Raw genomic sequence first — 25,143 nt, 5'->3', positions numbered from 1 at the left:
TGCTTGGCCGGTCATGGCACGATGACCACGGGCACCGGCGCGACCTGCGCCAGGGTTGCCGCGACTGATCCGAAGATGCGCGAGGCGAACCCCGAATCGCCCATCCGCCCGATGAAAATCATCGCCGCGCTTTCATCCTTGGCGATGCGGCACAGCGTTTCGGCGATGTGGCCATAGCGAAGGGTGGTGGCGCAGGGGATGCCGGCATCCTCGACCCGCCTGACCATGGGCGTCAGGATCGCGGCTTCGGCGCGCTGAAGTTCTTCCTTGCGGCGCCGGTGCCGTTCCTCGACCTCGCTTGGCGTCAGAAAGCTGTAGGGCGACCATTCCAGGACATGGGCGATCAGGATGTTGTCGCCCTGTGCCTGCGCGCGGGAGATGGCAAAGTCCAAGGCGCGGATCGAGGCATCACTGCCGTCGAATCCGACGACGATCTTGCGTGACATATCGTGCCCTCATCTGTTGGGTTTCGTTTTTTTCGTTGTCGTGATGAAAGGATAGGCAGGCTTGCCGCGCGGTGCCAGACATAAATGTGTCGCTACAATCGCAAAGGCCTGAACTGCCTTGCGGACGAGCGGTGTCGATCAGGGGTTTCCAAGATGGGCGCGGATGGGCATATTCGCGGGCATGACCCGAACGCGCCACATCGCCACCGCCCGCACCGCGCCCCATGGCGCGCGTCTGGCCGTGCAGCTTCGCGGTCTGCTGCTTCTTACGCTGCGCTGAGCGGGTCTTCCGGGCCGCCGCTCAGACAGGTCAGCGCCCGGGCACCCCACAGGACCACGTAAGAAAGACCAAGCCAATGACCGAACAGAACCGCGTCGTGATCTTTGACACCACGCTGCGCGACGGCGAACAGTCCCCCGGCGCCACCATGTCCCATGCGGAAAAGATGGAAATCGCCGCCATGCTGGACGAAATGGGCGTCGATGTGATCGAGGCCGGGTTTCCCATTGCATCCGAAGGCGATTTCGCTGCCGTGTCCGAAATTGCGCGACTGTCGCGGAACAGCGTCATCTGCGGCCTGGCCCGCGCGCAGATCCCGGACATCGACCGCTGCTGGGAGGCGGTGAAGCATGCCCGCCAGCCGCGCATCCACACGTTCATCGGCACGTCGCCCCTGCACCGGGCGATCCCGAACCTGGACATGGACCAGATGGCGGACCGCATCCACCAGACCGTGACCCACGCGCGCAACCTGTGCGACAACGTGCAATGGTCGCCCATGGATGCCACGCGGACGGAACATGATTACCTGTGCCGGGTGGTGGAAATCGCCATCAAGGCCGGTGCCACGACGATCAACATTCCCGATACCGTCGGCTATACCGCGCCCCGCGAAAGCGCAGCCCTGATCCGCATGCTGCTGGAGCGGGTGCCCGGCGCGGATCAGATCATCTTTGCCACGCATTGTCACAACGACCTGGGCATGGCGACCGCCAACGCGCTGGCCGCCGTCGAGGCAGGCGCGCGCCAGATCGAATGCACCATCAACGGTCTGGGCGAACGTGCGGGCAACACCGCGCTGGAGGAGGTCGTGATGGCGATGCGGGTCCGCAACGACATCATGCCCTATCAGACGGGCATCGATACGACCAAGATCATGGGGATTTCGCGTCGCGTGGCGGCCGTGTCGGGTTTTCCGGTGCAGTTCAACAAGGCGATCGTGGGCAAGAACGCGTTTCTGCATGAAAGCGGCATCCATCAGGATGGCGTGCTGAAGAACGTCGAGACGTTCGAGATCATGCGCCCCGCCGATATCGGCCTGAACGAGAACAACATTGCCATGGGCAAGCATTCGGGCCGTGCGGCCCTGCGTGCCAAACTGGCCGATCTGGGATACGAGGTCGGTGACAATCAGCTGAAGGACATCTTTGTGCGGTTCAAGGCCCTGGCCGACCGCAAGAAAGAGGTGTTTGACGACGACATCATCGCGCTGGTGCTGGACGCCGCCGCCAACACTGCCGAGGATCACCTGCAGGTCAAACACCTGCGCGTCATCTGCGGCAGCGATGGACAGTCGGCCGACCTGACGATGATCGTGGACGGCGTCGAAAAGCGGGCCGAGACCACCGGCGACGGCCCGGTCGACGCCTGTTTCAACGCGGTGCGCGAGATCTTTCCGCATGTGGCGCGGCTGCAGCTGTATCAGGTTCACGCCGTGACCGAGGGCACCGATGCCCAGGCCACCGTCAGCGTCCGGATGGAGGAAGAGGGCCGCATCGTCACCGGTCAGGCCGCCGACACCGATACGATCCTGGCGTCGGTCAAGGCCTATGTCGGTGCGCTGAACCGGCTGATCGTGCGCCGGGCGATGACCGGTCGCGACACGGATGCCAAACAGATCAGCATGTATTCGCACTGATCGCGTGGCACGGGGGCGCCCTGCCGCGCCCGTGCCGCAACGACCGTCCGCAAGATGCCGCCATCGTATGGATCGGGGCTTTTCGCATGCGCGAAGGGACTCTATACGGGGCCACGTCCGTCAGGGCGATCACGAACCTTCAAAACAGGGCAGGCCGGGCCAACCGGCAGGAAAAGGATACGGGCATGGCATTCGGCGGTTTGTTTTCGACCGACATCGCAATCGACCTGGGGACGGCGAACACGCTGATCTATGTCAAGGGCAAGGGCATCATCCTGAACGAGCCCTCGGTCGTGGCCTATCACGTCAAGGACGGCAAGCGGGTCGTTCTGGCCGTCGGAGAGGACGCGAAACTGATGCTGGGCCGCACGCCCGGATCCATCGAGGCGATCCGCCCGATGCGCGAAGGCGTCATTGCCGATTTCGACAGCGCCGAGCAGATGATCAAGCATTTCATCAAGAAAGTGTTCAAGCGCACGACCTTTTCCAAGCCCAAGATCATCGTCTGCGTCCCCCACGGCGCGACCCCGGTCGAGAAACGGGCGATCCGCCAGTCGGTTCTGTCCGCAGGCGCGCGCAAGGCAGGTCTGATCGCTGAACCCATCGCGGCCGCCATCGGCGCGGGCATGCCCATCACCGAACCCACCGGCAGCATGGTCGTCGACATCGGCGGCGGCACCACCGAGGTCGCGGTCCTGTCGCTGGGCGACGTCGTCTATGCCCGGTCCGTCCGCATCGGCGGTGACCGCATGGACGAGGCGATCATCAACTATCTGCGCCGCAACCAGAACATGCTGATCGGCGAATCGACCGCTGAACGCATCAAGACCAGCATCGGCACCGCCCGCATGCCCGATGATGGGCGCGGCGCCACGCTGATGGTGCGCGGCCGCGACCTGCTGAACGGCATCCCCAAGGAAATCGAGATCAGCCAGGCCATGGTCGCCGAGGCCCTGTCCGAACCTGTGCAGGCCATCTGCGAGGCCGTGATGGTGGCGCTGGAGGCGACGCCGCCGGATCTGGCCGCCGACATCGTCGACCGGGGCGTGATGCTGACCGGCGGCGGCGCGATGCTGGGCGAGCTGGATCTGGCGCTGCGCGAGCAGACCGGTCTGTCGATCAGCCTGGCCGACCAGCCGATGAGCTGTGTCGCGTTGGGCACCGGCAAGGCGCTGGAGTTCGAAAAGCAGCTGCGTCACGTCATCGATTACGACAGCTGATCGCGCAGGCAGGGAGCGCCTGAATGGCGCAGAAGAGCACCGATTTCGCCACCCCCGTCCGCCGCGTCCTGATCGCGGTGATGGCGCTTGCGCTGTTGGCGGTGTTCCTGTTCTGGCGCATCGACAGCCCGCGGGCCGAGATGATGCGCACGGCGATGATCGACCGCATCGTGCCGCGGTTCGAATGGGCCGTGTCGCCGGTGACCAAGGTCACGCAGATGGTCGCGGGCTTTCAAAGCTATGCCCGCATCTATGAACAGAACCAGGAACTGCGCCGTGAATTGCAGCGCATGTCCGCCTGGCGCGAGGCCGCCGTCCAGCTGGAGCAGGAAAACTCCAAGCTGATGGCGCAGAACAACGTGCGCATCGACCCGGCGCTGACCAGCGTCACCGGCGTGGTGATGGTCGACAGCGGGTCGGCGTTCCGCCAGTCGGTCCTGCTGAATGTCGGCGCCCAGGACGGCATCATCGAGGGTTGGGCCACGATGGACGGGCTGGGTCTGGTCGGGCGCATTTCGGGCGTCGGCAACCGGACCAGCCGTGTCGTGCTGTTGACCGACCCGTCGTCGCGCCTGCCGGTGACGGTCCAGCCGACCGGCGAACGCGCGCTGCTGACGGGTGACAACACGCCCCTGCCGCTGCTGGAATTCGTCGAACAGGGCGACAACGTGCGCCCCGGCGACCGGGTGGTGACATCGGGCGACGGCGGCGTGTTTCCCGGCGGTCTGCTGGTCGGGCAGGTCGCACAGGGCAGCGACGGGCGGCTGCGCCTGCGCATGGCCGCCGATTACGAACGGCTGGAATTCCTGCGCGTCCTGCGGTCCCACCCGGCCGAGGCCGTGATCGACAGCGCCGCCGTGATTCTGGGTCAGGACACCGGGCTGATCGGGCCGCAGCTGCCCGTCTCTCCGGTCGATGCGGCGGCGGCCAGCGATCCGCTGGACCCGGGCTCGACGCCATGATCCAGCTGCCAAGCCGCAGCTTTGTCCTGGGGACGCTGGTGTTTCTGGCGTCAATCTGGGCGCTGCTGTTCGTGCGGTTGCTGCCGCTGTCGGCGGGGATCATGGGCTGGCCCGGTCCCGATCTGGGGCTGGCGCTGATCCTGGCCTGGGTGCTGCGCCGTCCCGACCAGCTGGCGGCCCCGGTCATCGTGCTGGCCGTCGTGATCGAGGACATGCTGTTGATGCGCCCCCTGGGCCTGTGGACCGCGATGGTCCTGCTGGGGTCCGAGGCCGCACGTCTGCGAGAGCCCCGTTGGCGCGACCAGCCATTCATGGTTGAATGGCTTCGCGTGGGCATGCTGATCGGGTTGATGATGCTGGGCTATCGCCTGGTGCTGATCGTGTTCATGCTGCAGGTGGCGGCCCTGGGGCAGGTGATCCTGCAATTCCTGGCGACGGTTGCGGCCTATCCGCTGGTCGTCTTTGGTGCGCGCGGGTTGATCGGGCTGCGGCGTCCGGGCCGCGGCGATCCGACATGAGGACAACGACATGAAGAAGTCCCAACGCGAGATCATGGACAGCACCCGCCAGATCACCCGGCGCGGGCTGATGCTGGCCGGGATTCAGGTGGCCACCGTCACCACGCTGGCGCTGAAGATGCGGTCGATGCAGCTGGACCATGCCGAGGAATACCGCACCCTGGCGGATGGAAACTCGATCAAGATCCGGCTGTTGCCGCCGTCGCGCGGGCTGATTCTGGACCGCAATGGGATCATCATCGCCGGCAACGAACAGAATTACCGCGTCACCCTGACCCGCGAAGAGGCTGGCGGCGACGTGCAGGCCGTGCTGCATCGCCTGTCGCGGCTGGTGCCCATGACCGATGCCCGCATGGCCGAGCTGATGGAGGAGTTTTCCCGTCGCAGCGCCATCACCCCCATCGTGCTGGCGGACCGGCTGTCGTGGGAACAGTTCAGCGCCATTGCCGTCAACGCGCCGTCGCTGCCCGGCGTCACGCCCGAATCGGCGCTGTCGCGGGCCTATCCGCGGGCGGGCGATTTCGCGCATGTCATGGGCTATGTCGGCCCCGTCAGTGATTACGACCTGTCGCGGATCGAGGACCCGGACCCGGTCCTGCTGTTGCCGGATTTCCAGCTGGGCAAGATCGGCGTCGAGGGCCGCATGGAGGAGATCCTGCGCGGCAAGGCGGGCGCCCGCCGCGTCGAAGTGAACAGCCAGGGCCGCGAGATGCGCCAGCTGTCGCGCCAGCAGGGCGAACAGGGGGCCACGCTGCAGCTGACGCTGGACGCGGCGTTGCAGAATTACGCCGCACAGCGGATGGGCACCGAAAGCGCCGCCGCCGTGGTCACCGACTGTCAGACCGGCGAATTGCTGTCGATCTGTTCGTCGCCCAGTTTCGATCCGAACAAGTTCGTGCGTGGCATCAGCAGCCCCGAATACCGCGCGCTGATGGACCACGACCACCGACCCCTGGCCGACAAAACGGTGCAGGGCGTCTATCCCCCCGGCTCGACCTTCAAGATGGTCACGCTGATGGCGGGCCTGGAGGCTGGGGTCATCGACGCGGGCAGCCGGTTCTATTGCCCCGGCCACACGGAACTGGGCGGCCGTCGGTTCCACTGCTGGCGGCGCGGCGGGCATGGCACCGTCGATGCGATCAAAAGCCTGGAAGAAAGTTGTGACGTCTATTTCTATGAGCTTGCGCAGCGGGTTGGCATCGACCGCATCGCCATCATGGCGCGAAAACTGGGCCTGGGTCAGCGCCACGACCTGCCCATGTCTGCGGTGGCCGAGGGGATCGCCCCCGACCGTGCCTGGAAAATGGCCCGCCACGGTCAGGCGTGGCAGATCGGCGACAGCCTGAATGCGTCCATCGGGCAGGGCTTTGTGCTGGCATCGCCCCTGCAGCTGGCGGTGATGACCGCACGCATCGCGTCGGGGCGCGAGGTCCGGCCACAGCTGATCCGGTCCGTCGATGGCGTCCGGCAGCCGCCGCCCGAATACCCGCTGCTGGACATCAGCCCGGCATCGCTGCGTGTCGCGCGGCTTGGCATGGATGCGGTGATGAACAGCGCGCGTGGCACGGCCCGCAGCGCCCGCATCACGCGCGACGAATGGCGCATGGCGGGCAAGACCGGCACCAGCCAGGTCCGCAACATCACCGCCGCCGAGCGCGCCCGCGGCGTCATCTCGAACGACCAGCTGCCGTGGGAGCGGCGCGATCACGCGCTGTTCGTGGCCTATGCGCCCTTTGACGCGCCGAAATACGCAATTTCGCTGGTGGTCGAACATGGCGGCGGCGGATCGGCCGTGGCCGCGCCCATCGCGCGCGACATCCTGCTGTTCGCGCTGAACGGCGGGCTGCCACCATCCGACGCCGTGCCGTCCGATCAGCGCGCCGCGCTGGAGGCCCGCCACGACGCCATGCACCTTTACCAGCCCGAGGCCCCGCGCCCCGGCCGCAGCAGGGCGTAACGCGATGTCCTATCTCGACTATCAGGTGGCGCAGGTCCCGACGGGGTTCCGCAAGGTGCTGTACATCAACTGGCCGCTGGTCCTGCTGATCACCGCCGTCTGCTGCATCGGGTTTCTGATGCTGTATTCGGTCGCGGGCGGTCGCATGGACACCTGGGCCGAGCCGCAGATGATCCGCTTTGCCGTGGGCATGGTGATCATGTTGGGGCTGGCCTTTGTGCCGATGTGGTTCTGGCGGGGGATTTCCGTCGCCGCCTATGTGGCGTGCTTCCTGATGCTGGTGGCGGTCGACATGTTCGGCGTCATCGGCATGGGTGCACAGCGCTGGATCGACATCGGCCCGATTCGCATCCAACCGTCCGAACTGATGAAGATCTCGTTGGTCCTGCTGCTGGCCGCGTATTACGACTGGTTGCCGTTGACCCGCGTATCACGGCCCCTGTGGGTCATTGTGCCAGTGCTGCTGATCCTGGCGCCCACCGCGCTGGTGCTGATGCAGCCGGACCTTGGCACCTCGATCATGCTGATCGCGGGGGGCGGGATCGTCATGTTCGCCGCGGGCGTGTCGCTGTGGTATTTCGGGGTGGTGATCGGGGCGGCGGTCGGGCTGGTGGTTGCGGTCATGCGCAGCCGTGGCACCGACTGGCAACTGCTGCGCGACTATCAGTTCCGCCGCATCGACACGTTCCTGGACCCGACCTCCGACCCTCTGGGTGCGGGCTATAACATCATTCAAAGCCAGATCGCATTGGGGTCGGGCGGGTTGTCGGGCCGCGGGTTCATGCAGGGCACACAGTCGCGGCTGAATTTTCTGCCTGAAAAGCACACCGACTTCATCTTTACCGTCCTGTCCGAAGAGTTCGGTTTCATCGGCGCGTCGTCCCTTCTGGTGCTGTACATGCTGATCCTGGGGTTCTGCCTGTATTCGGCGCTCAGCAATCGGGACCGATTTGCCAGCCTGATCACCATCGGCATATCCGGCGCGTTCTTTCTGTATTTCGCGATCAACATGGCGACCGTGATGGGGCTGCTGCCCGCCAAGGGGTCGCCGCTGCCGCTGGTCAGCTATGGGGGGACGTCGCTGATGATCCTGATGCTGGGGTTCGGGCTGGTGCAATCCGCCCATGTCCACAGGCCCCGATGAGGGTCCGGTTCTCTGCCCGCGATGACGCGTGGTCCGAATGGGCCCCCGCCCTGCGCGCGGCCTGCCCCGAGATGCGGCTGCAGCGGGACGGCGACCCCGCCACGTTCGACGCGATCATTTACGCGCCCGGCGGCGACATCACCGATTTCGCGCCCTATGCCAACGTGCGGCTGGTGCAGAGCCTGTGGGCCGGGGTCGAACGCATCGTCGGCAACGCGACGCTGACCCAGCCGTTGGCACGGATGGTCGATCCGGGCCTGCGGCAGGGAATGGCGGAATACTGCGCCGGATGGGCGATGCGCGCCCATCTGGGCATGGACCGCTATGCTCAGGACGGCATCTGGCGCAACGGACAGGTCCCGCCGCTGGCCGCTGAACGCCCTGTGACCGTGCTGGGGATGGGAGAGTTGGGGCGGGCCACGGCGACGATGCTGACCGCCCTGGGGTTTCCGGTGACCGGCGTCAGCGCCTCGGGGCGGGCGGCGCCGGGGGTGTCGGTGCTCCCGATCGCGCAGTTGGACCAGGCGCTGGCACGCGCACAGATCCTGATCTGCCTGCTGCCCGATACGCCCGCCACGCACGGGTTGCTGGACGCCGATCGCCTGTCACGGGTGCCAGACGGGGCGTGGCTGATCAATCCGGGCCGCGGCACGCTGATCGATGACGATGCACTGTTGCGGGGCTTGGACCGGGGCCGACCGGGGCACGCGGTGCTGGACGTGTTCCGTACCGAACCGCTGCCTGCTGATCACCCGTTCTGGGCGCATCCCGCGGTCACAGTCACCCCGCATATCGCCGCCGAGACCCGCCCCGCAACCGCGGCCCCGGTGGTTTCCGACAATCTGCGCCGGGCGATGGACGGGCGACCGCTGCTGCATCTGGTGGACCGCGACCGCGGTTATTGATCCGTGTCGCCCTTGGCCCGCTCTGCCGCCAGTTGCGCCGCGCGGGTCGAAGCGCGGGTGATGCGGTCTGCCATCTTTTTCTCGCGGCGACGCTGATAGGCGAGAAAGATCGGCACCGTCAGGTAATGCGTGATAACCCCCGCAATGGACCCTAGAATCACGCCGCCGACCATGTAGGGCCAGAACACCTGTGTCAGAAAATCGCCCATGTGGTGCCAGTGCATCCGGGATGGGCCGAACGCGGCGCTGAGATTGTGCCACAATTCGCCCGTGGCCCTCGAAAACTCATGAAAGATGAACTGGGGCGTCATGTCGCCCGGCTGGCCCAGGATCTCACGGCCCAGCTTGACCGACATCAGCGCGATAAACGGCAGCGTCACCGGGTTGCCGACAAATGTCGCCAGCAATGCTGCCAGCACATTGCCGCGGATGATCCATGCAACCGCCGCTGCCGACAGAAAATGGAACCCGAACAGCGGCGTGAAATTCACCATGATCCCCGCCGCCACACCGCGCGCGATGCGGTGGGGCTGGTCAGGCAGGCGGCGCAGCCTGTGTACGACATAGGCGCCGGCACGCCGCCAGCCGCCCGGCGGATAGATCATCTGGCTGGCCAACTGGCCGTAGCTGCGCGGTTTGCGGCGTTTGAACAAGGCGAACCCGATCCGTGACGGGCAGGGGGCGCCTGCCTCAGGGTTTCAGCGCCGGGTCCCGCACGCGCGAGACCTGCGCGACATCGCTTTCCGCCTCGAGGGCGGTCAGCAGGTTGTGCAGATGTTCATGGTCGCGCATTTCGACCTCGACCTCGATACGGTAAAAGTCGGGCTTGCGGGCGATGAACTCAAGGTTCGAGATATTCGCCCCCTGCGCCCCGATCAAGGTGCAGATGCGCCCCAACACGCCGGCATCGTGCCGGATCGTCAAATTCAGCACGGTCGAATAGGCGGCGGGGTGCCGCCCCTCGCGCCACTGCAGGTCGACCCACCGATCGGGGCTGTCCTCGAACTCTGCCAGCACCGGGCAGTCGATGGCATGGATGACCACGCCTGCACCGCGATAGGTGATGCCCACGATCCGTTCGCCCGGCAGGGGCGCACAGCAGGGCGCGCGCTTGAAGTTGGCGTCCGCCTCCAGCCCCGCAAAGGGGCGCTTGCCGTCGATCTCGTCGTGGTGGTCGGCCAGTTCCGGATAGAGGACGCCCAGAACCTCCTTGGCGGAATTCTCGGCGCTGCCGATGCGGGCCAGCAGATCCTCGGCCGAGGGCAGGCCCATCTGTTTGGCCGCCGTCCGCAGCGCCTTGTCGGTGACCTTGCGGCCGACATGCTCAAAGCTGACGCGGGCCAGTTCACGGCCAAGGCGCACAAAGCGGTCGCGGTCTTCCTCCCGCAGGGACCGCCGGATCGCGGCCTTGGCACGGCCCGTGACCACGATGTCCAGCCATGTCGCCTGCGGCCGCTGCCCCGAGGCCGCGATGATGTCCACCGACTGACCGTTCTTCAGACGCGTCCACAGCGGCACCCGGATGCCGTCGATCTTGGCCCCGACGCAGGAATTGCCCAGACGCGTGTGGATCGCATAGGCGAAATCGATCGGCGTCGCACCGCGCGGCAACTGCATCACGTCGCCCTTGGGGGTAAAGCAGAACACCTGGTCCTGATACATCTCCATCTTGACGTGTTCGAGGAACTCATTGTGGTCCTCGGTATCGAAACGGTCGGTCAGCTGGGCGATCCACTCGGCTGGATCGACCGCGAACGGGTTGCGGGTGCGCACACCGTCGCGATAGGCCCAGTGCGCCGCAACACCGGCCTCGGCGACCTCGTGCATCTGGCGGGTGCGGATCTGTACCTCGACCCGCTTGCCGTCGCGGCCCGACACGGTGGTGTGGATCGACCGGTAGCCGTTCGATTTCGGCTGGCTGATGTAATCCTTGAACCGGCCCGGCACGGCGCGCCAGCGATGGTGGATCACACCAAGCGCGCGATAACAGTCCATTTCCGTCCGGGTGATGATCCGAAAGCCATAGATGTCGGACAGCCGCGAAAACGCCAGCTGCTTTTCCTGCATCTTGCGCCAAACGCTGAAGGGCTTTTTCGCGCGACCGAACACGTCGGCCTCGATGCCTTCCTTCTCCATCTCGGTGCGGATGTCGGCGGTGATCTGGCCGATGATGTCGCCGCTGTCGCGCTGCAGGCTGACAAAGCGGCGGATGATGGAACTGCGGGCCTCGGGGTTGATGACCTTGAAGGCCAGATCTTCCAGCTCCTCGCGCATCCACTGCATACCCATCCGGCCCGCCAACGGGGCATAGATGTCCATCGTCTCGCGCGCCTTCTTGACCTGCTTGTCAGGGCGCATGGAGCGGATGGTCCGCATGTTGTGCAACCGGTCGGCCAGCTTGACCAGGATCACCCGCATGTCGCGGGACATGGCCATGAACAGCTTGCGGAAATTCTCGGCCTGCTTGGACTGGGTGCTGGACAGTTCAAGGTTGGTCAGCTTGGTGACCCCGTCGACCAGCTCGGCGATCTCGGCGCCGAACATGCCGACGACCTCATCCTTGGTCGACCGCGTATCTTCGATCGTGTCGTGCAGCAGCGCGGTCACGATGGTCGCGTCGTCCAGCCGCATTTCCGTCAGGATGGCGGCGACGGCGATGGGGTGGGTAAAATAAGGTTCGCCGGAATGGCGGAACTGCCCTTCGTGCATGCGCATGCCATATTCATAGGCGTCGCTGATCAGGGCACAGTTGCTGCGAGGATTGTAATTCCGGACAAGGGCCAGCAGGTCTTCGACGTCGATCATGATGGTGTCGAAGACCTCTGTGATGTGACCGTGTCAGGCGCGCTGGTTTGCTTCCAGCATCATGCGCAGCATCCGTTCCTCGGATTCCTCGTCGGACGGCTTGGGACGATCGACCTCGGCGCCCAGCAGCAGGGCCATGGCGTCCTCTTCGGGTTCGTCGACCTCGATCTGTGTCTGGGTCGATTCGATCATCCGCTCGCGCAGATCATCGACGGGCTGGGTTTCCTCGGCGATTTCGCGCAACGCGACCACCGGGTTCTTGTCGTTGTCGCGATCGACAGTGACGGCACTGCCAGCCGCGATCTCTCTGGCACGATGCGATGCCAGCATCACCAGATCAAAGCGGTTGGGAACCTTGTCGACGCAGTCTTCGACCGTTACGCGGGCCATGGATCACCTGTGCAGTTGCGAATCGGACATTCGGGGCGAACCGGACAGATGGTCGGTGCAGCCTTGATTGTCAAGAAAAACCTGGGAATTCGACCGGGGTCAATCCCTCCAGTGCAGCGGGCCCAAGCGCCGCCAGCATCGTGGCCACGGTGGCTCCGGTCAAGGGATGGTGCCAGTCGGGCGCGATCTCGGCCAATGGGGCCAGAACAAAGGGTCGATCCTGCATCCGGGGGTGGGGCAGGATCAGCCGGTCAGGGGTTTGGATCCTCTGACGTTCCGGGGAAAGCTCCATCCATGTGCGCAGATGCGCGGCGTCGGGTACGATCTGGTTGTCCATCGCGATCAGGTCCAGGTCCAGCACGCGCGCGGACCAACGGCCCGTGCTGCGGTCGCGCCCGTGACGGGCCTCGATTTCGTGCAGCGCCTCAAGAACCTGACTGGCGCCAAGTGATGTGGCGATCAACGCCACCGCATTGGCGAACTCGGGGCCCGACCCTGCAGGCATGGCGGGAGTTCGCCAGATGCGACTTATTGCGGTGATTGAAATACCGGGTGTGCTGTGCACAATGCTTACCGTCGTGCATAGGGTCGCAACGGGGTCCCGATCCGACACGGGAAGGTTTGCCCCAAAACCAACGATACCAAAAGACAGGTTAACCACGCTTTCCTCTTTCCTTACAGGTCCATGGCATGGGCCCGCGCATCACAGGTCCCTCACCCTGGCCCGCGCCTGTGCCGTGACGTCTGTGTTCATTAAAGGCAACATCCATGTTCTACAAAGACGACAGATTGGCGATCTTCATCGACGGCGCCAATCTCTATGCTGCAGCAAAGGCGCTGGGTTTTGATATAGATTACAAGCTTTTGCGTCAGGAATTCGACCGTCGCGGCAAACTGATGCGTGCGTATTACTATACCGCGCTCATCGAGGGCGAAGAGTATTCCCCGATCCGCCCGCTGGTGGATTGGTTGCATTACAACGGTTTCTGCGTCGTGACCAAACCGGCGCGCGAATACACGGATGCACTGGGCCGACGGAAGGTCAAAGGCAACATGGACATCGAACTGGCGGTCGATGCGATGGAACTGGCGCCCAGATTGGACCATGCGGTGCTGTTTTCCGGCGATGGCGATTTTCGTCCGCTGGTCGAATCGCTGCAGCGTCAGGGGGTCAGGGTGTCGGTCGTGTCCACGATCCGCAGCCAGCCACCGATGATCGCCGACGATCTGCGCCGCCAAGCCGACAATTTCATTGAGCTGGACGCGTTGCGCGACATCATCGGCCGCCCGCCGCGTGAACCGGCCTCGGTCGAGACCTGACGCCTGTGCGCACCGGTGCGTGACCGCGCCGGTGCGTGACCGCGCCGGTGCCATATCGCGCGATGATGGTGCGGACGGCGGGACTTGAACCCGCACTTCCTTACGGAAAACAGATTTTCATACCACTTCGACTTTCGCCGCCGGGGGTGCGATGCCCCGTTCGTGGTCTGGACTATCCCTTCGCCATGACCCGCAGGGGTTTTAGGCGCCACCCGTCTAGTCTCTACACCTTCCCCAAAAGGGGCTTGGCTCGGGATTGGCACGGGCGAACCCACAGCTTTCCCCGAATTTGAGCGGTTCTGCACCGACGGTTTCCCGACGGGCACTCCAATTGTCAAAGTCTGGTGCGTCTACCGATTTCGCCACGTCCGCATCATCATCAACATTGCGTATCGCAGGCCACGCCGCGCAGGGCAAGCGGATGAACAAATCATAGCCACGCGAATCCGGAACCCTTTGCACCGACCTTGGTTTGATAGGCAACGCGCCACCACAGGAGGACGTCATGTCCAACATCAGCGAAACACGCGGCAACGGCGGAGAAATCCACCAGACCGGCGGAGAGGCCCTGACAACCAACCACGGGGTTCCGATTTCCGACAATCAGAACAGCCTTAAAGCGGGGGCGCGCGGCCCCACCCTGCTGGAGGATTACGTCCTTCGTGAAAAGATCTTTCATTTCGACCATGAGCGTATCCCGGAGCGGATCGTGCATGCCCGGGGGTCAGGTGCGCACGGCTATTTCGAATGCACCGACCCGATCCCCGAACTGACCCGCGCGGGCGTTCTGGCCAATCCGGGCAAGACGCCCGTGTTCGTGCGTTTCTCCACCGTGGCCGGTGGTGCCGGCAGCGTGGACACGCCGCGCGATGTGCGCGGTTTTGCCGTCAAATTCTACACCCAGGAAGGCAATTGGGATCTGGTCGGCAACAACATCCCGGTGTTTTTCATTCAGGATGCCATCAAATTTCCGGACCTGATCCATTCGGTCAAGATGGAGTCCGATCGTGGCTATCCGCAGGCCGCCAGCGCACATGACACGTTTTGGGATTTCGTGTCGTTGATGCCCGAATCGATGCACATGATCATGTGGGCCATGTCCGACCGCGGCATTCCCCGCAGTCTGCGCATGATCGAGGGGTTCGGTGTCCACACGTTCCGTCTGGTCAATGCCGAAGGCAAGTCGACCTTTGTCAAATTCCACTGGAAGCCCAAACTGGGCCTGCAGAGCCAAGTCTGGAACGAAGCAGTCAAGACTGCTGGGGCGAATCAGGACTATCACCGTCAGGACCTGTGGGAAGCCATTGATTCCGGTGATTTCCCCGAATGGGAGCTGGGCATCCAGACGTTCGACGCAGAGTGGGCTGCCCAGCAGCCCTATGACGTGCTGGACGCAACCAAGCTGATCCCCGAAGAGGACATTCCTGTTCGCATCGTCGGGCGCATGGTGCTGGACCGCAATCCTGACAACTTTTTCGCCGAAACCGAGCAGGTGGCGTTTCTGCCGACAAATATCGTGCCCGGCATCGATTTCTCTGACGACCCGCTGCTGCAGGGACGGTTGTTCAGCTATCTGGACACGCAGAAGTCGCGTCTTGGTACAACGAACTTCCATCAGATTCCGGTCAATGCGCCGAAATGCCCGATGCACAATTTCCAGCGCGACGGCATGATGCAGATGGCGGTGCCCAAAGGGCGCGCCAACTATGAGCCCAACAGCCTCGATCAGGCTGGAGAGGAGCCCGGCCCCCGTGCCAGCGCCGAAGGCTTTGCCACGTACAAGGACATGACCGAACTGGGCAATCAGCCCGATGAAAAGCTGCGTGTCCGGGCCGAGTTGTTCGGCGATCATTACAGCCAGGCGCGGATGTTCTATCGCAGCCAGACCGAGGTCGAACAGACGCATATCGCCGACGCGATTACGTTCGAGCTGTCCAAGGTCGGGCTGGGTCACGTGATCCAACGCGTTCTGGGCCATCTGCGTGTCATCGACGAGGATCTGGCCGAAACCGTGGCCGAGGGTCTGGCAGAGGATCTGCCCGACGCGGCAACGCCGATGCGCGCCCCGATCGACATGGCGCCGTCGGACGCATTGTCGATCATGAAACGCGCCAAACACACTCTGATGGGCCGCAAGGTCGGCATTCTGGTGGGCGACAGTGGTGATCAGGCCAAGGTCGATGCATTGCGCGATGCGGTCGAGGTACAGGGCGGCACGGTGGTGCTGATCGCCAAGGAACGCGGCAAGGCCGAGGCACAGCTGGCCGGATCGCCGTCAGTGCTGTTCGATGCCGTGGCATTGGTGATCAGTGCCGATGACGCAGCCAAGCTGGCCAAGTTCAAGCCCGCGGTTGATTTCGTGTCGGATGCCTTTGCGCATCTCAAGGCGATCGGGGCCGACGATGCCAGTGCCAAGCTGCTGGCAGCCGCCGGGGTGCAGCCGGACAAGGGCGTGACCAAGCTGGATGCGGCAGCCTTTGTCGAGGCGGCAGCGCAGCGGTTCCATGACCGCGAAGCCAAGGTCTGGTAGGTCCTGTCCGTCAATGTTGAATGAAAGGGGGCGGGCCGTTTGGTCCGCCCCTTTTTCAACCGTAACTGCGGGTCGGGCGGTCGAATACCTTGCGACCCATCAGGCTGCCGACCAGATCGACCATCAGTTTCGCAGTGCGCCCGCGTTCATCCAGGAACGGGTTCAGCTCGACCAGGTCCAGCGATGTGACCAGCCCTGATTCGTGCAGCAATTCCATGACCAGATGCGCCTCGCGGAAGGTCGCGCCGCCTGGCACCGTGGTGCCGACCGCGGGGGCAATAGAAGGGTCCAGGAAATCCACGTCCAAGCTGACATGCAACAGCCCGTCAGCGGCCCGGACACGGTCCAGAAACGCCCGCAGCGGGGCCACGATGCCCTGTTCGTCCAGAACCCGCATGTCGTTCACGGTGATGTCGGTCGGCTGCATCAGTGCCAGTTCGGCGGGGTCGACGCTGCGGATGCCGAACATGCAGATGTTCTCGCCCGGAATCGGCGCGGGAAAGGGCGGAAACGGGTCGAATCCGTCCAGACCGTTGGCATAGGCCATCGGTGTGCCATGCAGGTTCCCCGACGTGGTGGTGGCGACGGTGTGGAAATCGCTATGCGCATCCAGCCAGATCACGAATTGGGCCCGACCCTGTGCGGCGGCATGGGCGGCGACACCGGCGACGGTGCCCAAGGCCAGCGAATGGTCGCCTCCCATGATGATCGGCATGCCATGCGGCAGGGCCTCGCGGGTGGCTTTTTGGAGGGCGCCGGTCCAGGCGATGGTTTCCGGCAGGTGGTGGACCGCGGGGTTGGTGCAGGTTTCGTCGCCCAACGGGTCCGGGGTGATGTCGCCCCTGTCCTCGACGCTGTGGCCCAGGGTCGACAGGGTCGCGGCCAGGCCCGCGGTGCGATAGGCTGCGGGACCCATCAAGCAGCCGGGGCGGCGTTGGCCCTCGTCCACGGGGGCTCCGATCAGGATGCAATGGGTCATGGGGCTCTCCGAGAGGATTGTGCCCTGTTTGAACACGCCGGACCGGGGAAAGTCCACCAGCCGGGCGCAAGGCCCCGTATATCGGGGTTCATCCGGCCGTGCAGGACGATGCCATCGCTGGCAATACCGGTGCAGGTCATCCCCGCACCGTGCGGATTGCGCCGCCCGGCGGTAATGCTGGGCAATTCGCCGGGAACACACCCACGTCCCGCGACACGCCACGATCCGCAGGTGATCTGCATCCACCATATCACAGGGACCGGCGCGGCTTTTGGTTTCCATTCGGTGAGGCAGCTTTGGCATGCAATGCCGTATCGACACGCCCGGGGAATTGGATCTGCCTGATTCCATCGGCACCTTGTCTTGGGAGCAATGCATGCGCATCGGTGCGGGGCATTCGCCGCGATCGGCACAATATGGCCCGACAGGTCAGAAATGCCGATACCGTGTCCACGGGTGACGCCGGATCATCGCGGCGGCCTTCGCAGCGTCGGAAGGGTCTATCGTATCAGCCGTGGCACCCGGGCCGAGGGAACCCCGTCAGGTCCTTTGGCTATCCCCTGTCCAAATCAGGACATGACGGTTGTTCCAGACCACCCCTGCCATGGTGACCTGCCGGACCGGCGCCGGTGCTGGTAAACCAGACAGCCGGTCGCTTGGGCGCCGACATGGCGGGGCGGTCCAAAGGGACTGGGCCGCCCTGTCATCTTACTGTGGCGAACCAGTGGCCATCAGGTGCGGACACCTTGAAAGCGTGCGGACCATGTCTCGCGGTCTTCGTCGCTGATCTTGGCGAACATCACTTCGGGGACGGTGAACGCGTGGCCGGGGGCCAGTGCCTGCAGGGCGTGCGCCACGTCCGCGGGCCAGTCGGCGTCCTGTGCATCCATCGCCTGCAGCATCGCGGCCGAGGCAAATGGCACAAAGGGCTGCGACAGCACCGCATAGAGACGGATCAGGTTCAGGCCCATGCGCACCTGCATCGCCGCCTGATCAGGGTCGGTCTTGAACACGGTCCAGGGCGCGGCCGATTGCAGGTATTCGTTGCCCGACACCCAGATCGCGCGCAGCTCTGACGCGGCCTTGCGGACCTCCATCGCCTCCATGTTGGCCTCATAGGCACGGATGCGGGTGGTCAGCGTGTCGATCAGCGCCAGTTCGGCGGGACCCCATTCGGGGCCTTCGGGGACGGCCTCTCCGAACTTGGCGCGGCAGAACTTGGTGATGCGGCTGACGAAATTGCCCAGCACGTCGGCCAGGTCCTTGTTCACGGACTGTTGGAAATTTTCCCACGTGAACTCACTGTCGCCGGATTCCGGGGCGTGGGACAGCAGCCACCAGCGCCAGTAATCCGCCGGCAGGATCTCCAGCGCGTGGTCCATGAACACGCCACGGCCCTGCGACGTGCTGAACTGTCCGCCCTGATAGGTCAGGTAGTTGAAGGATTTGATGTAATCAACCATCTTCCACGGCTCTCCGGACCCGATCAGCGTGGCCGGAAAGCTGAGCGTGTGGAACGGCACGTTATCCTTGCCCATGAACTGGGTATAGGTCACGTCATCGGCCCCCTCGTCCAGGCGCCACCAGCGGCGCCATGCGGCGTCGTCCGCGCCTGTCGCATCGGCCCATTCGGCGGTCGCGCCCAGATATTCGATGGGCGCGTCGAACCAGACATAAAAGACCTTGCCCTCCATCCCCGGCCAGTCGGCATCGCCGCGCTTGACCGGAACGCCCCAGTCCAGATCACGCGTGATGCCCCGGTCCTGCAGGCCGTCGCCGTCGTTCAGCCATTTGCGGGCGATGGATGTCGTCAGGATCGGCCAGTCAGCCTTGCCGTCGATCCAGGCGGCGATGTCGCCCTTCAACGCGGACTGGCGCAGATACAGATGTTTCGTCTCGCGCACCTCAAGGTCGGTGCTGCCGGAAATGGCGCTGCGCGGGTTGATCAGGTCAGTCGGGTCCAACTGCTTGGTGCAGTTCTCGCACTGGTCGCCGCGGGCCTTGTCATAGCCGCAATTGGGGCAGGTGCCCTCAATGTAGCGGTCCGGCAGGAAGCGATTGTCGGCGTGGGAATAAACCTGTTTTTCGACGACCTCGCGGATATAACCCTGGTCCGCCAGGCGGCCTGCGAAATGCTGGGTCAGGGCGCGGTTGCGGTCGCTGGACGACCGGCCGTAGTGATCAAAGGACAGCCCGAACCCGTCAGCCAGCGCGGTCTGGACGCCATGCATCCGGGCACAGTAATCGGCCACGGCCTCTCCGGTCTTGGCGGCGGCCAGTTCGGCGGGGGTGCCGTGTTCGTCGGTTGCACAGATGAACATGACCTCATGGCCCCGCGCCCGCAGGTATCGGGCATACAGGTCGGCGGGCAGCTGGGAACCGACAAGGTTCCCCAGATGCTTGATGCCGTTGATATAGGGCAGGGCAGAGGTGATCAGGTGGCGGGCCATGGCGTGCGTCCTTTCGGGGTCGCGCATCTCTAGCCCTGTTGCGCCGTGATGAAAAGCGGGCCGCGCCGCGGACACGCATGGGGCGCGGGCGTTGCAATCGGCGCCGGGAATACACAGGTTCAGGACCTTCATAAAACTGTCATGAGCTGTCCGATGATATCCTTTGACCGCCTGCGCGATCCTGCCCTGTTGTTTGCCCTGTCCTGTGCACTGGCATTGGGGTGGCTGTTGATCGCGTTGGTGCCGATGGAATCGATGGATCAGGTGTTTGCCGAATCAGGCCCCATCGAAGGAGCGTCCGTCAGGGTGTTGATCGTTGCGGTCGCGGCTCTTGGGGTTGATGTCGTCCGGCGCAGGGCCTGGGGCCGGTGGCATCTGGTTGCCTTGGTTGCCGCGGCCGCGTTCCGGGAACTGGACTGGGACAAGGCTTTCACCGACCGCGGCGTCCTGTCATTGGGCCTGTATTCGGGCAACGCGCCGATAATCCAGAAGGTCGGCGGCGCGGTGGTCCTGGTCGTGCTGATCTGGGCGGGGATGCGGCTGTTGCGGCGAGATCTGCGACCGTGGCTGGCCGGACTGCGCGCGTCATCCGCGTGGGCCTGGCTGATGCTGACGGGTCTGACCCTGTATGGCGTGGCCAAGACACTGGATGGTCTGGGGCGCAAGCTGGCCCCCTGGGGGATCGAAATCTCTGACTGGGCCAATCGCACAGCCGGGCGCGGCGAGGAGGCGATGGAGCTGTTTGCCGCCATCATCATCCTTCAGGTCGTCTGGATCAGCGTTCTTGCGCTGAACCCGCGCGCCCCGGCACGCGCCGAAAAAAGGGCCGCCCCGTCAAGGGCGACCCTATCACATCAATCGTGAACGGCATTCAGCGGCGGCGGTCGCGGCGGCTGCTCATCGGCTGGAATGCGACACCGACATGCGCCTCGCAATAGGGTTTGCCCGCAACCGAGGGCAAACCGCAGAACCAGAATTTGTCCGTCGCGGGGTCGCCGATGGGCCATTTGCAGGTCCGCTCGGTCAGTTCCATCAGGGTCAGCTTCTTGGCGCGTTTCTCGACCTCACGGACCGAGGCCAACGCTTCGGGAGAGATCTCGTTCGCCGAGGGCTGGGGCGGCAGGGGTTGGCCCGCCGGCACGATCGGACGACGCGGAACCGGGACAAAGGCCGGTTGCGTGCTGGGCTCGGGTTCCGGTTCGGGCTGTGCCGCGACCGGTTCCGGTGTGGGTTCGGGGCGTACGGGCGCCGCCGCCGGCTGCGGAACCACGCGGGGTGCCGCGGGCTTTTCACGGGCGACCGGTTCGGGTGCGGGGGGCGGGGCTGCGGGTGCGGCCTCCGGCTCTTCGGTGCGGTTCGACAGGCCAAGGCGGTGGACCTTGCCGATCACCGCATTGCGGGTCACGCCACCCAGTTCCTTGGCGATGGCGCTGGCCGACTGGCCCTCGGACCACATGCGTTTCAGTGTCTCGACGCGATCATCCGTCCAGGACATGGCAGCCTTTCCGGGCGGGTCTGACCTGCCGCCCCATCTTGTAACCTGCGATTGGTCCCGTCACATACGGGATGCCGAGATTTAGCCGCCGAAGCGCAGAAATTCAAGGACCGCCAGATGACCCCGCACACAAAGCCCGGCCTGCCCCCGCTTTCCGACAGCCCCGCCATGGGCGTGCGCCGCTTTGGCCGCGTGAACTGGCTGGGCCTGCGCACGCTGGCCCGACGCGAGGTCATGCGCTTCATGGCCGTGTGGCAGCAGACGATCTTTGCGCCGCTGATGACGGCGGGGCTGTTCGTCGTCGTATTCGCGATGGCCCTGGGGCAGGGGCGGGGACAGATCATGGGCCTGCCCTATCTGGTCTTTCTGGGGCCGGGCATCCTGATGATGACGGTGATTCAGAACGCCTTTGCCAACACCTCCAGCTCGATCACGTCGGCCAAGGTCCAAGGCAACATCATAGACACGCTGATGCCGCCTTTGTCCGCGGCCGAACTGCTGGCGGGGTACCTGGCCGGGTCCGTCGTACGGGCCGGTCTGGTGGCGACGGTGATCGGGACCGGCATGGTGCTGGTCACCGGGCGCGGCATCGCGCATCCGGGCTGGACGCTGGCCTTTGTGCTGCTGGCGGCGCTGATGCTGGGGGGCTTGGGCATCTTGGCGGGCATCATGGCGCAGAAATTCGACCAGATGGCGGCGATCACCAATTTCGTGATCACCCCGCTGTCGTTCCTGTCGGGCACCTTCTATTCGGTGCAGGCGTTGCCGCAGCCGTTCAGCACGCTGTCGCACTGGAACCCGATCTTCTACCTGATCGACGGGGCGCGCTATGGCGTGACCGGGGTCAGCGATGCGCCGGTCTGGCGGGGCGCGCTGATCTGTGCGGGCGTCGTGGCGGGCGTTCTGTTTCTGGCATGGCGCTGGCTGCGGTCGGGCTATCGGATGAAGCCCTGATTTGCGCTTGCCTTGGGGGGCAAAGCTGCGCATCCTTTGCGCCATGACGAAACGACGCACCATCCGTTCGCGACGCTGATGCCGGCCCCTTTGCGGGCCCGCGTCCCTGTCGTCGTTTCCGCCATTCCCCCTTACACCGCCGGAGCTTTGCCATGATCCCGCACGTCCTGCCGACCTATAATCGCGCCCCTCTGGCGTTCGAACGCGGCGAGGGGGCGTGGGCGATCACGGCCGACGGGACGCGATACCTGGACCTGGGCGCGGGCATCGCGGTCAACGTGCTGGGCCATGCGAACCCCGACCTGGTCGCGGCGCTGACCGAACAGGCCGGCCGGATCTGGCACGTGTCGAACCTGTACCAGATCCCCGAACAGGAACGGTTGGCCGACCTGCTGGTCGAGCATACATTCGCCGACACGGTGTTCTTTACCAATTCCGGCACCGAGGCCGCCGAACTGGCCATCAAGATGGTGCGCAAGCATTGGGACCACGCGGGCGATCCGGACCGGATCGAGATCCTGACCTTCTCCGGCGCGTTCCACGGGCGCTCCACCGGGGCCATCGCCGCGTCGGGGTCCGACAAGATGGTCAAGGGTTTCGGCCCGCTGATGCCCGGTTTCCGCACGCTGCCCTTTGGCGATCACGAGGCGCTGAAGGCCGCCGTCACCGACCGCACCGCCGCGATCATGGTCGAGCCGGTGCAGGGAGAGGGCGGCATCCGCCCGCTGCCCGATGCCTGCCTGCAGGGGCTGCGCGATCTGTGCGACCGGACCGGCGCGCTGCTCGTTCTGGACGAGGTGCAATGCGGCATGGGCCGCACGGGCCGCCTTTTCGCGCATGAATACGCGGGCATTGCGCCCGACATCATGATGGTTGCCAAGGGGATCGGCGGCGGCTTTCCCCTGGGCGCGGTGCTGGCGACCGAAGGTGCTGCGGCGGGCATGGTCGCGGGCACGCACGGCTCGACCTATGGCGGCAACCCGCTGGCCTGCGCGGTGGGCGCGCGCGTCATGCAGATCGTGGCCGATCCTGCGTTTCTGGCCGAGGTGAACCGCAAGGCCGCGCTGTTCCGCCAAAAGCTGGAGGGGCTGATTGCGGCCCGTCCGCAGGTCTTTGAGGGGGTCCGGGGCCAAGGGCTGATGCTGGGGCTGAAGTGCCGTGTGGCACCGTCCGACCTGGTCCGCGCCGCCTATGATCAGCATCTGCTGACGGTGCCCGCCGCCGATGATACGCTGCGCCTGCTGCCGCCCCTGAACATCACGGATGAGGAGATCGCCGAGGCCGTGGCGCGTCTGGACCGGGCCGCCGCTGCCATGGAGGGTTGATTTCGCTGCCCGCACGGCCACCGATGACGCACGGCCCAGGCTGGCCCGCACGGTCGCAACCCGTCGCGTGATGGTCGTGTCCGGGCCGCCACCTGTCCCTGTGCCGCGATGGTCTGGACCGCATCGGCAGTGTGCTGGTGTCATGATGCCGGTCACCGTCGAACCGATGGGTGCGTCGCTCTAGGCAGCAGTCACCGGCCCGCGTGGCGTGTCACGGCACTGATCGAGGATACCGTGTTGCGGAATGTCCTTGCCCTGCCTTTACTGGCTGGGCCGGGACGCGGATTGGATGCGTATGCTTTGGCAATCTGCTGTGGCAGGATTATTCGATCCCGCCCACCGGTCCCGCGCTGGGTCACCTGCGCATCGCCGCCGACCATCAGTCGGGCGGTGCAGGCGACGACCTTTGCCCTGTCGCCCGGAGCCGACGCCTCCGCATGATGACCCGCCTTGAACGACGCGCGCGCACCGTGCTTTTTCCGTGTTCAAATACGCGGCTTTCCCCGCCAGGCTGTTTTCTACAACGGTGGGTGCGCAGAAAGCCTGATCCGCCTCTTGACCCGGCCCGTCCGGCGGGGCTTCCTGACAAAAAGCCGAAAGCCCATACCGATGACCCATTTCCTGGATATCCACACCACAGAGCGCGCCGCCCTGCGCAGCATCATCGACAGCGCGCACGCGATGAAAGCCGCCCGCAACAGCCGTCCCAAGGGCACCCCAGACGACGAACAGCCGCTGGCAGGTCGCATGGTCGCACTGATCTTTGAAAAGCCATCGACCCGCACCCGGGTCAGCTTTGACGTCGGTGTGCGCCAGTTGGGCGGTCAGACGATGATCCTGTCCGGGTCGGAAATGCAGCTGGGTCACGGAGAGACCATCGCGGACACCGCACGCGTGCTGTCGCGCTACGTCGACCTGATCATGATCCGCACCTTTGAGGAGGCGACCCTGCTGGAGATGGCGGAACATGCCACCGTGCCGGTGATCAACGGGCTGACGAACCGCACCCATCCCTGCCAGATCATGGCCGACGTGATGACCTTTGAGGAGCATCGCGGCCCCATCGCCGACAAGAAGGTCGTCTGGTCGGGCGACGGCAACAATGTCTTTGCAAGCTTTGCCCATGCAGCGGGGCAGTTCGGGTTCGACCTGACCTTTACCGGACCGCCGCCGCTGGACCCCGAGGCGGCCTGCCTCGACTATGCCGCGTCGCAGGGGCGTCCAGTCACGATCGAACGCGATCCGGCACGCGCGGTAAAGGGGGCGGATCTGGTCGTCACCGACACCTGGGTCAGCATGCACGATCCGCAATCGGCCAAGGAACGCCGCCACAACCAGCTGCGCGGCTATCAGATCAACGAGGCGTTGATGGCGCAGGCGCGACCGGATGCGCTGTTCATGCACTGCCTGCCCGCCCACCGCGAGGATGAGGTGACCAGCGCCGTCATGGACGGCCCCGCATCCGTCATCTGGGACGAGGCCGAGAACCGGCTGCACGCTCAAAAGGCGATCATGCGGCACTGTCTGGGACTGTGACCTGAATGGCGGGCGGCCAGAGGCCGCCCGACGACATGAGGACAGGCCCCGAGGCGGGGCCCGTCCAGATACGCTCTGTATGTCGGGATCTGGCTGATCATGGTTCGACGCCCGGGAGGCGTTGACTAGGGCAGTTTCCGGACCGTGATCGGGACGACACGTGCCGGGTTTGCCCCCTTCGTTCGGCAAGAACGTATCGGCGACGATGGCTGTGCGGCTGCGCGCGAAACCACAGATCACGACGGTGTAGAAACAGCCGATAGATGCCTGTTCAACTGCGCGCTGGGT

Annotated in this window: 21 protein-coding genes; 13 read left to right on the top strand and 8 right to left on the bottom strand. The window is 64.9% G+C overall.

Going from position 1 to position 25,143, the window contains the following annotated elements; all coding sequences use genetic code 11:
- Nucleotides 1–11: 11 nt before the first annotated feature.
- On the bottom strand, nt 12–446 hold the full coding sequence (locus tag ACJJVR_RS09245; RefSeq protein WP_405403975.1) for a universal stress protein: 435 nt from the start codon (nt 444–446) through the stop codon (nt 12–14).
- Between the two features lie 356 nt (nt 447–802).
- Between ACJJVR_RS09245 and ACJJVR_RS09240 the strand changes: the two genes are divergently transcribed.
- The 7 genes from ACJJVR_RS09240 (at nt 803) to ACJJVR_RS09210 (ending at nt 9,071) form a co-directional block, all read left to right on the top strand.
- Entirely contained in the window at nt 803–2,365 is a 1,563-nt protein-coding gene (locus ACJJVR_RS09240; RefSeq protein WP_405403973.1) for a 2-isopropylmalate synthase, read from the top strand.
- A 185-nt stretch (nt 2,366–2,550) separates the two neighbouring features.
- Nucleotides 2,551–3,585, top strand: coding sequence for a rod shape-determining protein (locus ACJJVR_RS09235; protein ID WP_045982734.1), 1,035 nt, complete (start codon nt 2,551–2,553; stop codon nt 3,583–3,585).
- 23 nt (nt 3,586–3,608) lie between these two features.
- Nucleotides 3,609–4,547 (top strand): rod shape-determining protein MreC, encoded by a 939-nt coding sequence (gene mreC, locus ACJJVR_RS09230; protein ID WP_405403970.1) that lies wholly within the window; start codon nt 3,609–3,611, stop codon nt 4,545–4,547.
- Nucleotides 4,544–5,065: a rod shape-determining protein MreD gene (locus ACJJVR_RS09225; RefSeq protein ID WP_405403968.1), complete on the top strand. Its 522-nt coding sequence runs from the start codon at nt 4,544–4,546 to the stop codon at nt 5,063–5,065. Before mreC ends, ACJJVR_RS09225 begins: the two co-directional genes overlap by 4 nt.
- A 10-nt stretch (nt 5,066–5,075) precedes the next feature.
- Nucleotides 5,076–7,022: a penicillin-binding protein 2 gene (gene mrdA / locus ACJJVR_RS09220; protein WP_405403966.1), complete on the top strand. Its 1,947-nt coding sequence runs from the start codon at nt 5,076–5,078 to the stop codon at nt 7,020–7,022.
- Nucleotides 7,023–7,026: 4 nt separating this feature from the next.
- The gene (rodA, locus tag ACJJVR_RS09215; RefSeq protein WP_405403963.1) at nt 7,027–8,166 is read left to right on the top strand and encodes a rod shape-determining protein RodA; all 1,140 of its coding nucleotides are present in this window, start codon (nt 7,027–7,029) and stop codon (nt 8,164–8,166) included.
- The gene (locus tag ACJJVR_RS09210; protein WP_405403961.1) at nt 8,163–9,071 is read left to right on the top strand and encodes a 2-hydroxyacid dehydrogenase; all 909 of its coding nucleotides are present in this window, start codon (nt 8,163–8,165) and stop codon (nt 9,069–9,071) included. Before rodA ends, ACJJVR_RS09210 begins: the two co-directional genes overlap by 4 nt.
- Here the strand turns inward: ACJJVR_RS09210 and ACJJVR_RS09205 are convergent.
- The 4 genes from ACJJVR_RS09205 to folK all read right to left on the bottom strand — a co-directional run bounded on the left by ACJJVR_RS09205 (nt 9,065) and on the right by folK (nt 12,927).
- Nucleotides 9,065–9,724: a DUF2062 domain-containing protein gene (locus tag ACJJVR_RS09205; RefSeq protein WP_405403959.1), complete on the bottom strand. Its 660-nt coding sequence runs from the start codon at nt 9,722–9,724 to the stop codon at nt 9,065–9,067. The two genes, ACJJVR_RS09210 and ACJJVR_RS09205, sit on opposite strands and share 7 nt — an antisense overlap.
- A 37-nt stretch (nt 9,725–9,761) precedes the next feature.
- Nucleotides 9,762–11,876, bottom strand: coding sequence for a RelA/SpoT family protein (locus ACJJVR_RS09200; protein ID WP_405403958.1), 2,115 nt, complete (start codon nt 11,874–11,876; stop codon nt 9,762–9,764).
- Between the two features lie 33 nt (nt 11,877–11,909).
- Nucleotides 11,910–12,266 (bottom strand): DNA-directed RNA polymerase subunit omega, encoded by a 357-nt coding sequence (gene rpoZ / locus ACJJVR_RS09195; protein ID WP_405403956.1) that lies wholly within the window; start codon nt 12,264–12,266, stop codon nt 11,910–11,912.
- A 70-nt stretch (nt 12,267–12,336) separates the two neighbouring features.
- On the bottom strand, nt 12,337–12,927 hold the full coding sequence (gene folK / locus ACJJVR_RS09190; RefSeq protein ID WP_405403954.1) for a 2-amino-4-hydroxy-6-hydroxymethyldihydropteridine diphosphokinase: 591 nt from the start codon (nt 12,925–12,927) through the stop codon (nt 12,337–12,339).
- A 107-nt stretch (nt 12,928–13,034) separates the two neighbouring features.
- On the opposite strand from folK, the gene ACJJVR_RS09185 reads away from it, so the two are divergent.
- Together ACJJVR_RS09185 and ACJJVR_RS09180 are read left to right on the top strand one after the other, a co-directional pair.
- Complete coding sequence (locus tag ACJJVR_RS09185; protein ID WP_405403952.1) at nt 13,035–13,586, top strand: NYN domain-containing protein; 552 nt, start codon at nt 13,035–13,037, stop codon at nt 13,584–13,586.
- Nucleotides 13,587–14,091: 505 nt separating this feature from the next.
- Entirely contained in the window at nt 14,092–16,116 is a 2,025-nt protein-coding gene (locus ACJJVR_RS09180) for a catalase (protein ID WP_405403951.1), read from the top strand.
- Between the two features lie 55 nt (nt 16,117–16,171).
- Here ACJJVR_RS09180 and rocF read toward each other — a convergent pair whose 3' ends face one another.
- Nucleotides 16,172–17,095, bottom strand: coding sequence for an arginase (gene rocF / locus ACJJVR_RS09175; protein ID WP_405403950.1), 924 nt, complete (start codon nt 17,093–17,095; stop codon nt 16,172–16,174).
- Between the two features lie 731 nt (nt 17,096–17,826).
- Complete coding sequence (metG, locus tag ACJJVR_RS09170) at nt 17,827–19,545, bottom strand: methionine--tRNA ligase (RefSeq protein WP_405403949.1); 1,719 nt, start codon at nt 19,543–19,545, stop codon at nt 17,827–17,829.
- A gap of 153 nt (nt 19,546–19,698) precedes the next feature.
- Between metG and ACJJVR_RS09165 the strand changes: the two genes are divergently transcribed.
- Nucleotides 19,699–20,409 (top strand): hypothetical protein, encoded by a 711-nt coding sequence (locus ACJJVR_RS09165; protein ID WP_405403947.1) that lies wholly within the window; start codon nt 19,699–19,701, stop codon nt 20,407–20,409.
- A 7-nt stretch (nt 20,410–20,416) separates the two neighbouring features.
- On the opposite strand, the gene ACJJVR_RS09160 is transcribed toward ACJJVR_RS09165, so the two are convergent.
- Nucleotides 20,417–21,040 (bottom strand): GcrA family cell cycle regulator, encoded by a 624-nt coding sequence (locus ACJJVR_RS09160; RefSeq protein ID WP_405403946.1) that lies wholly within the window; start codon nt 21,038–21,040, stop codon nt 20,417–20,419.
- A 117-nt stretch (nt 21,041–21,157) separates the two neighbouring features.
- On the opposite strand from ACJJVR_RS09160, the gene ACJJVR_RS09155 reads away from it, so the two are divergent.
- The 3 genes from ACJJVR_RS09155 (at nt 21,158) to argF (ending at nt 24,855) form a co-directional block, all read left to right on the top strand.
- On the top strand, nt 21,158–21,994 hold the full coding sequence (locus ACJJVR_RS09155; protein WP_405403944.1) for an ABC transporter permease: 837 nt from the start codon (nt 21,158–21,160) through the stop codon (nt 21,992–21,994).
- Between the two features lie 152 nt (nt 21,995–22,146).
- A complete protein-coding gene (locus tag ACJJVR_RS09150) occupies nt 22,147–23,319 on the top strand; it encodes an aspartate aminotransferase family protein (protein WP_405403942.1) in 1,173 nt (390 codons plus the stop codon).
- A gap of 609 nt (nt 23,320–23,928) precedes the next feature.
- A complete protein-coding gene (gene argF, locus ACJJVR_RS09145) occupies nt 23,929–24,855 on the top strand; it encodes an ornithine carbamoyltransferase (protein ID WP_405403941.1) in 927 nt (308 codons plus the stop codon).
- Nucleotides 24,856–25,143: the final 288 nt, after the last annotated feature.

This window comes from Paracoccus sp. Ld10 (genome assembly GCF_045064235.1).
GTDB lineage: Bacteria > Pseudomonadota > Alphaproteobacteria > Rhodobacterales > Rhodobacteraceae > Paracoccus.
This window is presented reverse-complemented; position numbering and strand designations above follow the sequence as displayed.

Bases quoted from the DNA above. Each gene is read 5' to 3' on its own strand.
- ACJJVR_RS09245 (WP_405403975.1), bottom strand. From the start codon at position 446: ATGTCACGCAAGATCGTCGTCGGATTCGACGGCAGTGATGCCTCGATC.
- ACJJVR_RS09240 (WP_405403973.1), top strand. From the start codon at position 803: ATGACCGAACAGAACCGCGTCGTGATCTTTGACACCACGCTGCGCGAC.
- ACJJVR_RS09235 (WP_045982734.1), top strand. From the start codon at position 2,551: ATGGCATTCGGCGGTTTGTTTTCGACCGACATCGCAATCGACCTGGGG.
- mreC (WP_405403970.1), top strand. From the start codon at position 3,609: ATGGCGCAGAAGAGCACCGATTTCGCCACCCCCGTCCGCCGCGTCCTG.
- ACJJVR_RS09225 (WP_405403968.1), top strand. From the start codon at position 4,544: ATGATCCAGCTGCCAAGCCGCAGCTTTGTCCTGGGGACGCTGGTGTTT.
- mrdA (WP_405403966.1), top strand. From the start codon at position 5,076: ATGAAGAAGTCCCAACGCGAGATCATGGACAGCACCCGCCAGATCACC.
- rodA (WP_405403963.1), top strand. From the start codon at position 7,027: ATGTCCTATCTCGACTATCAGGTGGCGCAGGTCCCGACGGGGTTCCGC.
- ACJJVR_RS09210 (WP_405403961.1), top strand. From the start codon at position 8,163: ATGAGGGTCCGGTTCTCTGCCCGCGATGACGCGTGGTCCGAATGGGCC.
- ACJJVR_RS09200 (WP_405403958.1), bottom strand. From the start codon at position 11,876: ATGATCGACGTCGAAGACCTGCTGGCCCTTGTCCGGAATTACAATCCT.
- rpoZ (WP_405403956.1), bottom strand. From the start codon at position 12,266: ATGGCCCGCGTAACGGTCGAAGACTGCGTCGACAAGGTTCCCAACCGC.
- ACJJVR_RS09185 (WP_405403952.1), top strand. From the start codon at position 13,035: ATGTTCTACAAAGACGACAGATTGGCGATCTTCATCGACGGCGCCAAT.
- ACJJVR_RS09180 (WP_405403951.1), top strand. From the start codon at position 14,092: ATGTCCAACATCAGCGAAACACGCGGCAACGGCGGAGAAATCCACCAG.
- rocF (WP_405403950.1), bottom strand. From the start codon at position 17,095: ATGACCCATTGCATCCTGATCGGAGCCCCCGTGGACGAGGGCCAACGC.
- metG (WP_405403949.1), bottom strand. From the start codon at position 19,545: ATGGCCCGCCACCTGATCACCTCTGCCCTGCCCTATATCAACGGCATC.
- ACJJVR_RS09165 (WP_405403947.1), top strand. From the start codon at position 19,699: ATGATATCCTTTGACCGCCTGCGCGATCCTGCCCTGTTGTTTGCCCTG.
- ACJJVR_RS09160 (WP_405403946.1), bottom strand. From the start codon at position 21,040: ATGTCCTGGACGGATGATCGCGTCGAGACACTGAAACGCATGTGGTCC.
- ACJJVR_RS09155 (WP_405403944.1), top strand. From the start codon at position 21,158: ATGACCCCGCACACAAAGCCCGGCCTGCCCCCGCTTTCCGACAGCCCC.
- ACJJVR_RS09150 (WP_405403942.1), top strand. From the start codon at position 22,147: ATGATCCCGCACGTCCTGCCGACCTATAATCGCGCCCCTCTGGCGTTC.
- argF (WP_405403941.1), top strand. From the start codon at position 23,929: ATGACCCATTTCCTGGATATCCACACCACAGAGCGCGCCGCCCTGCGC.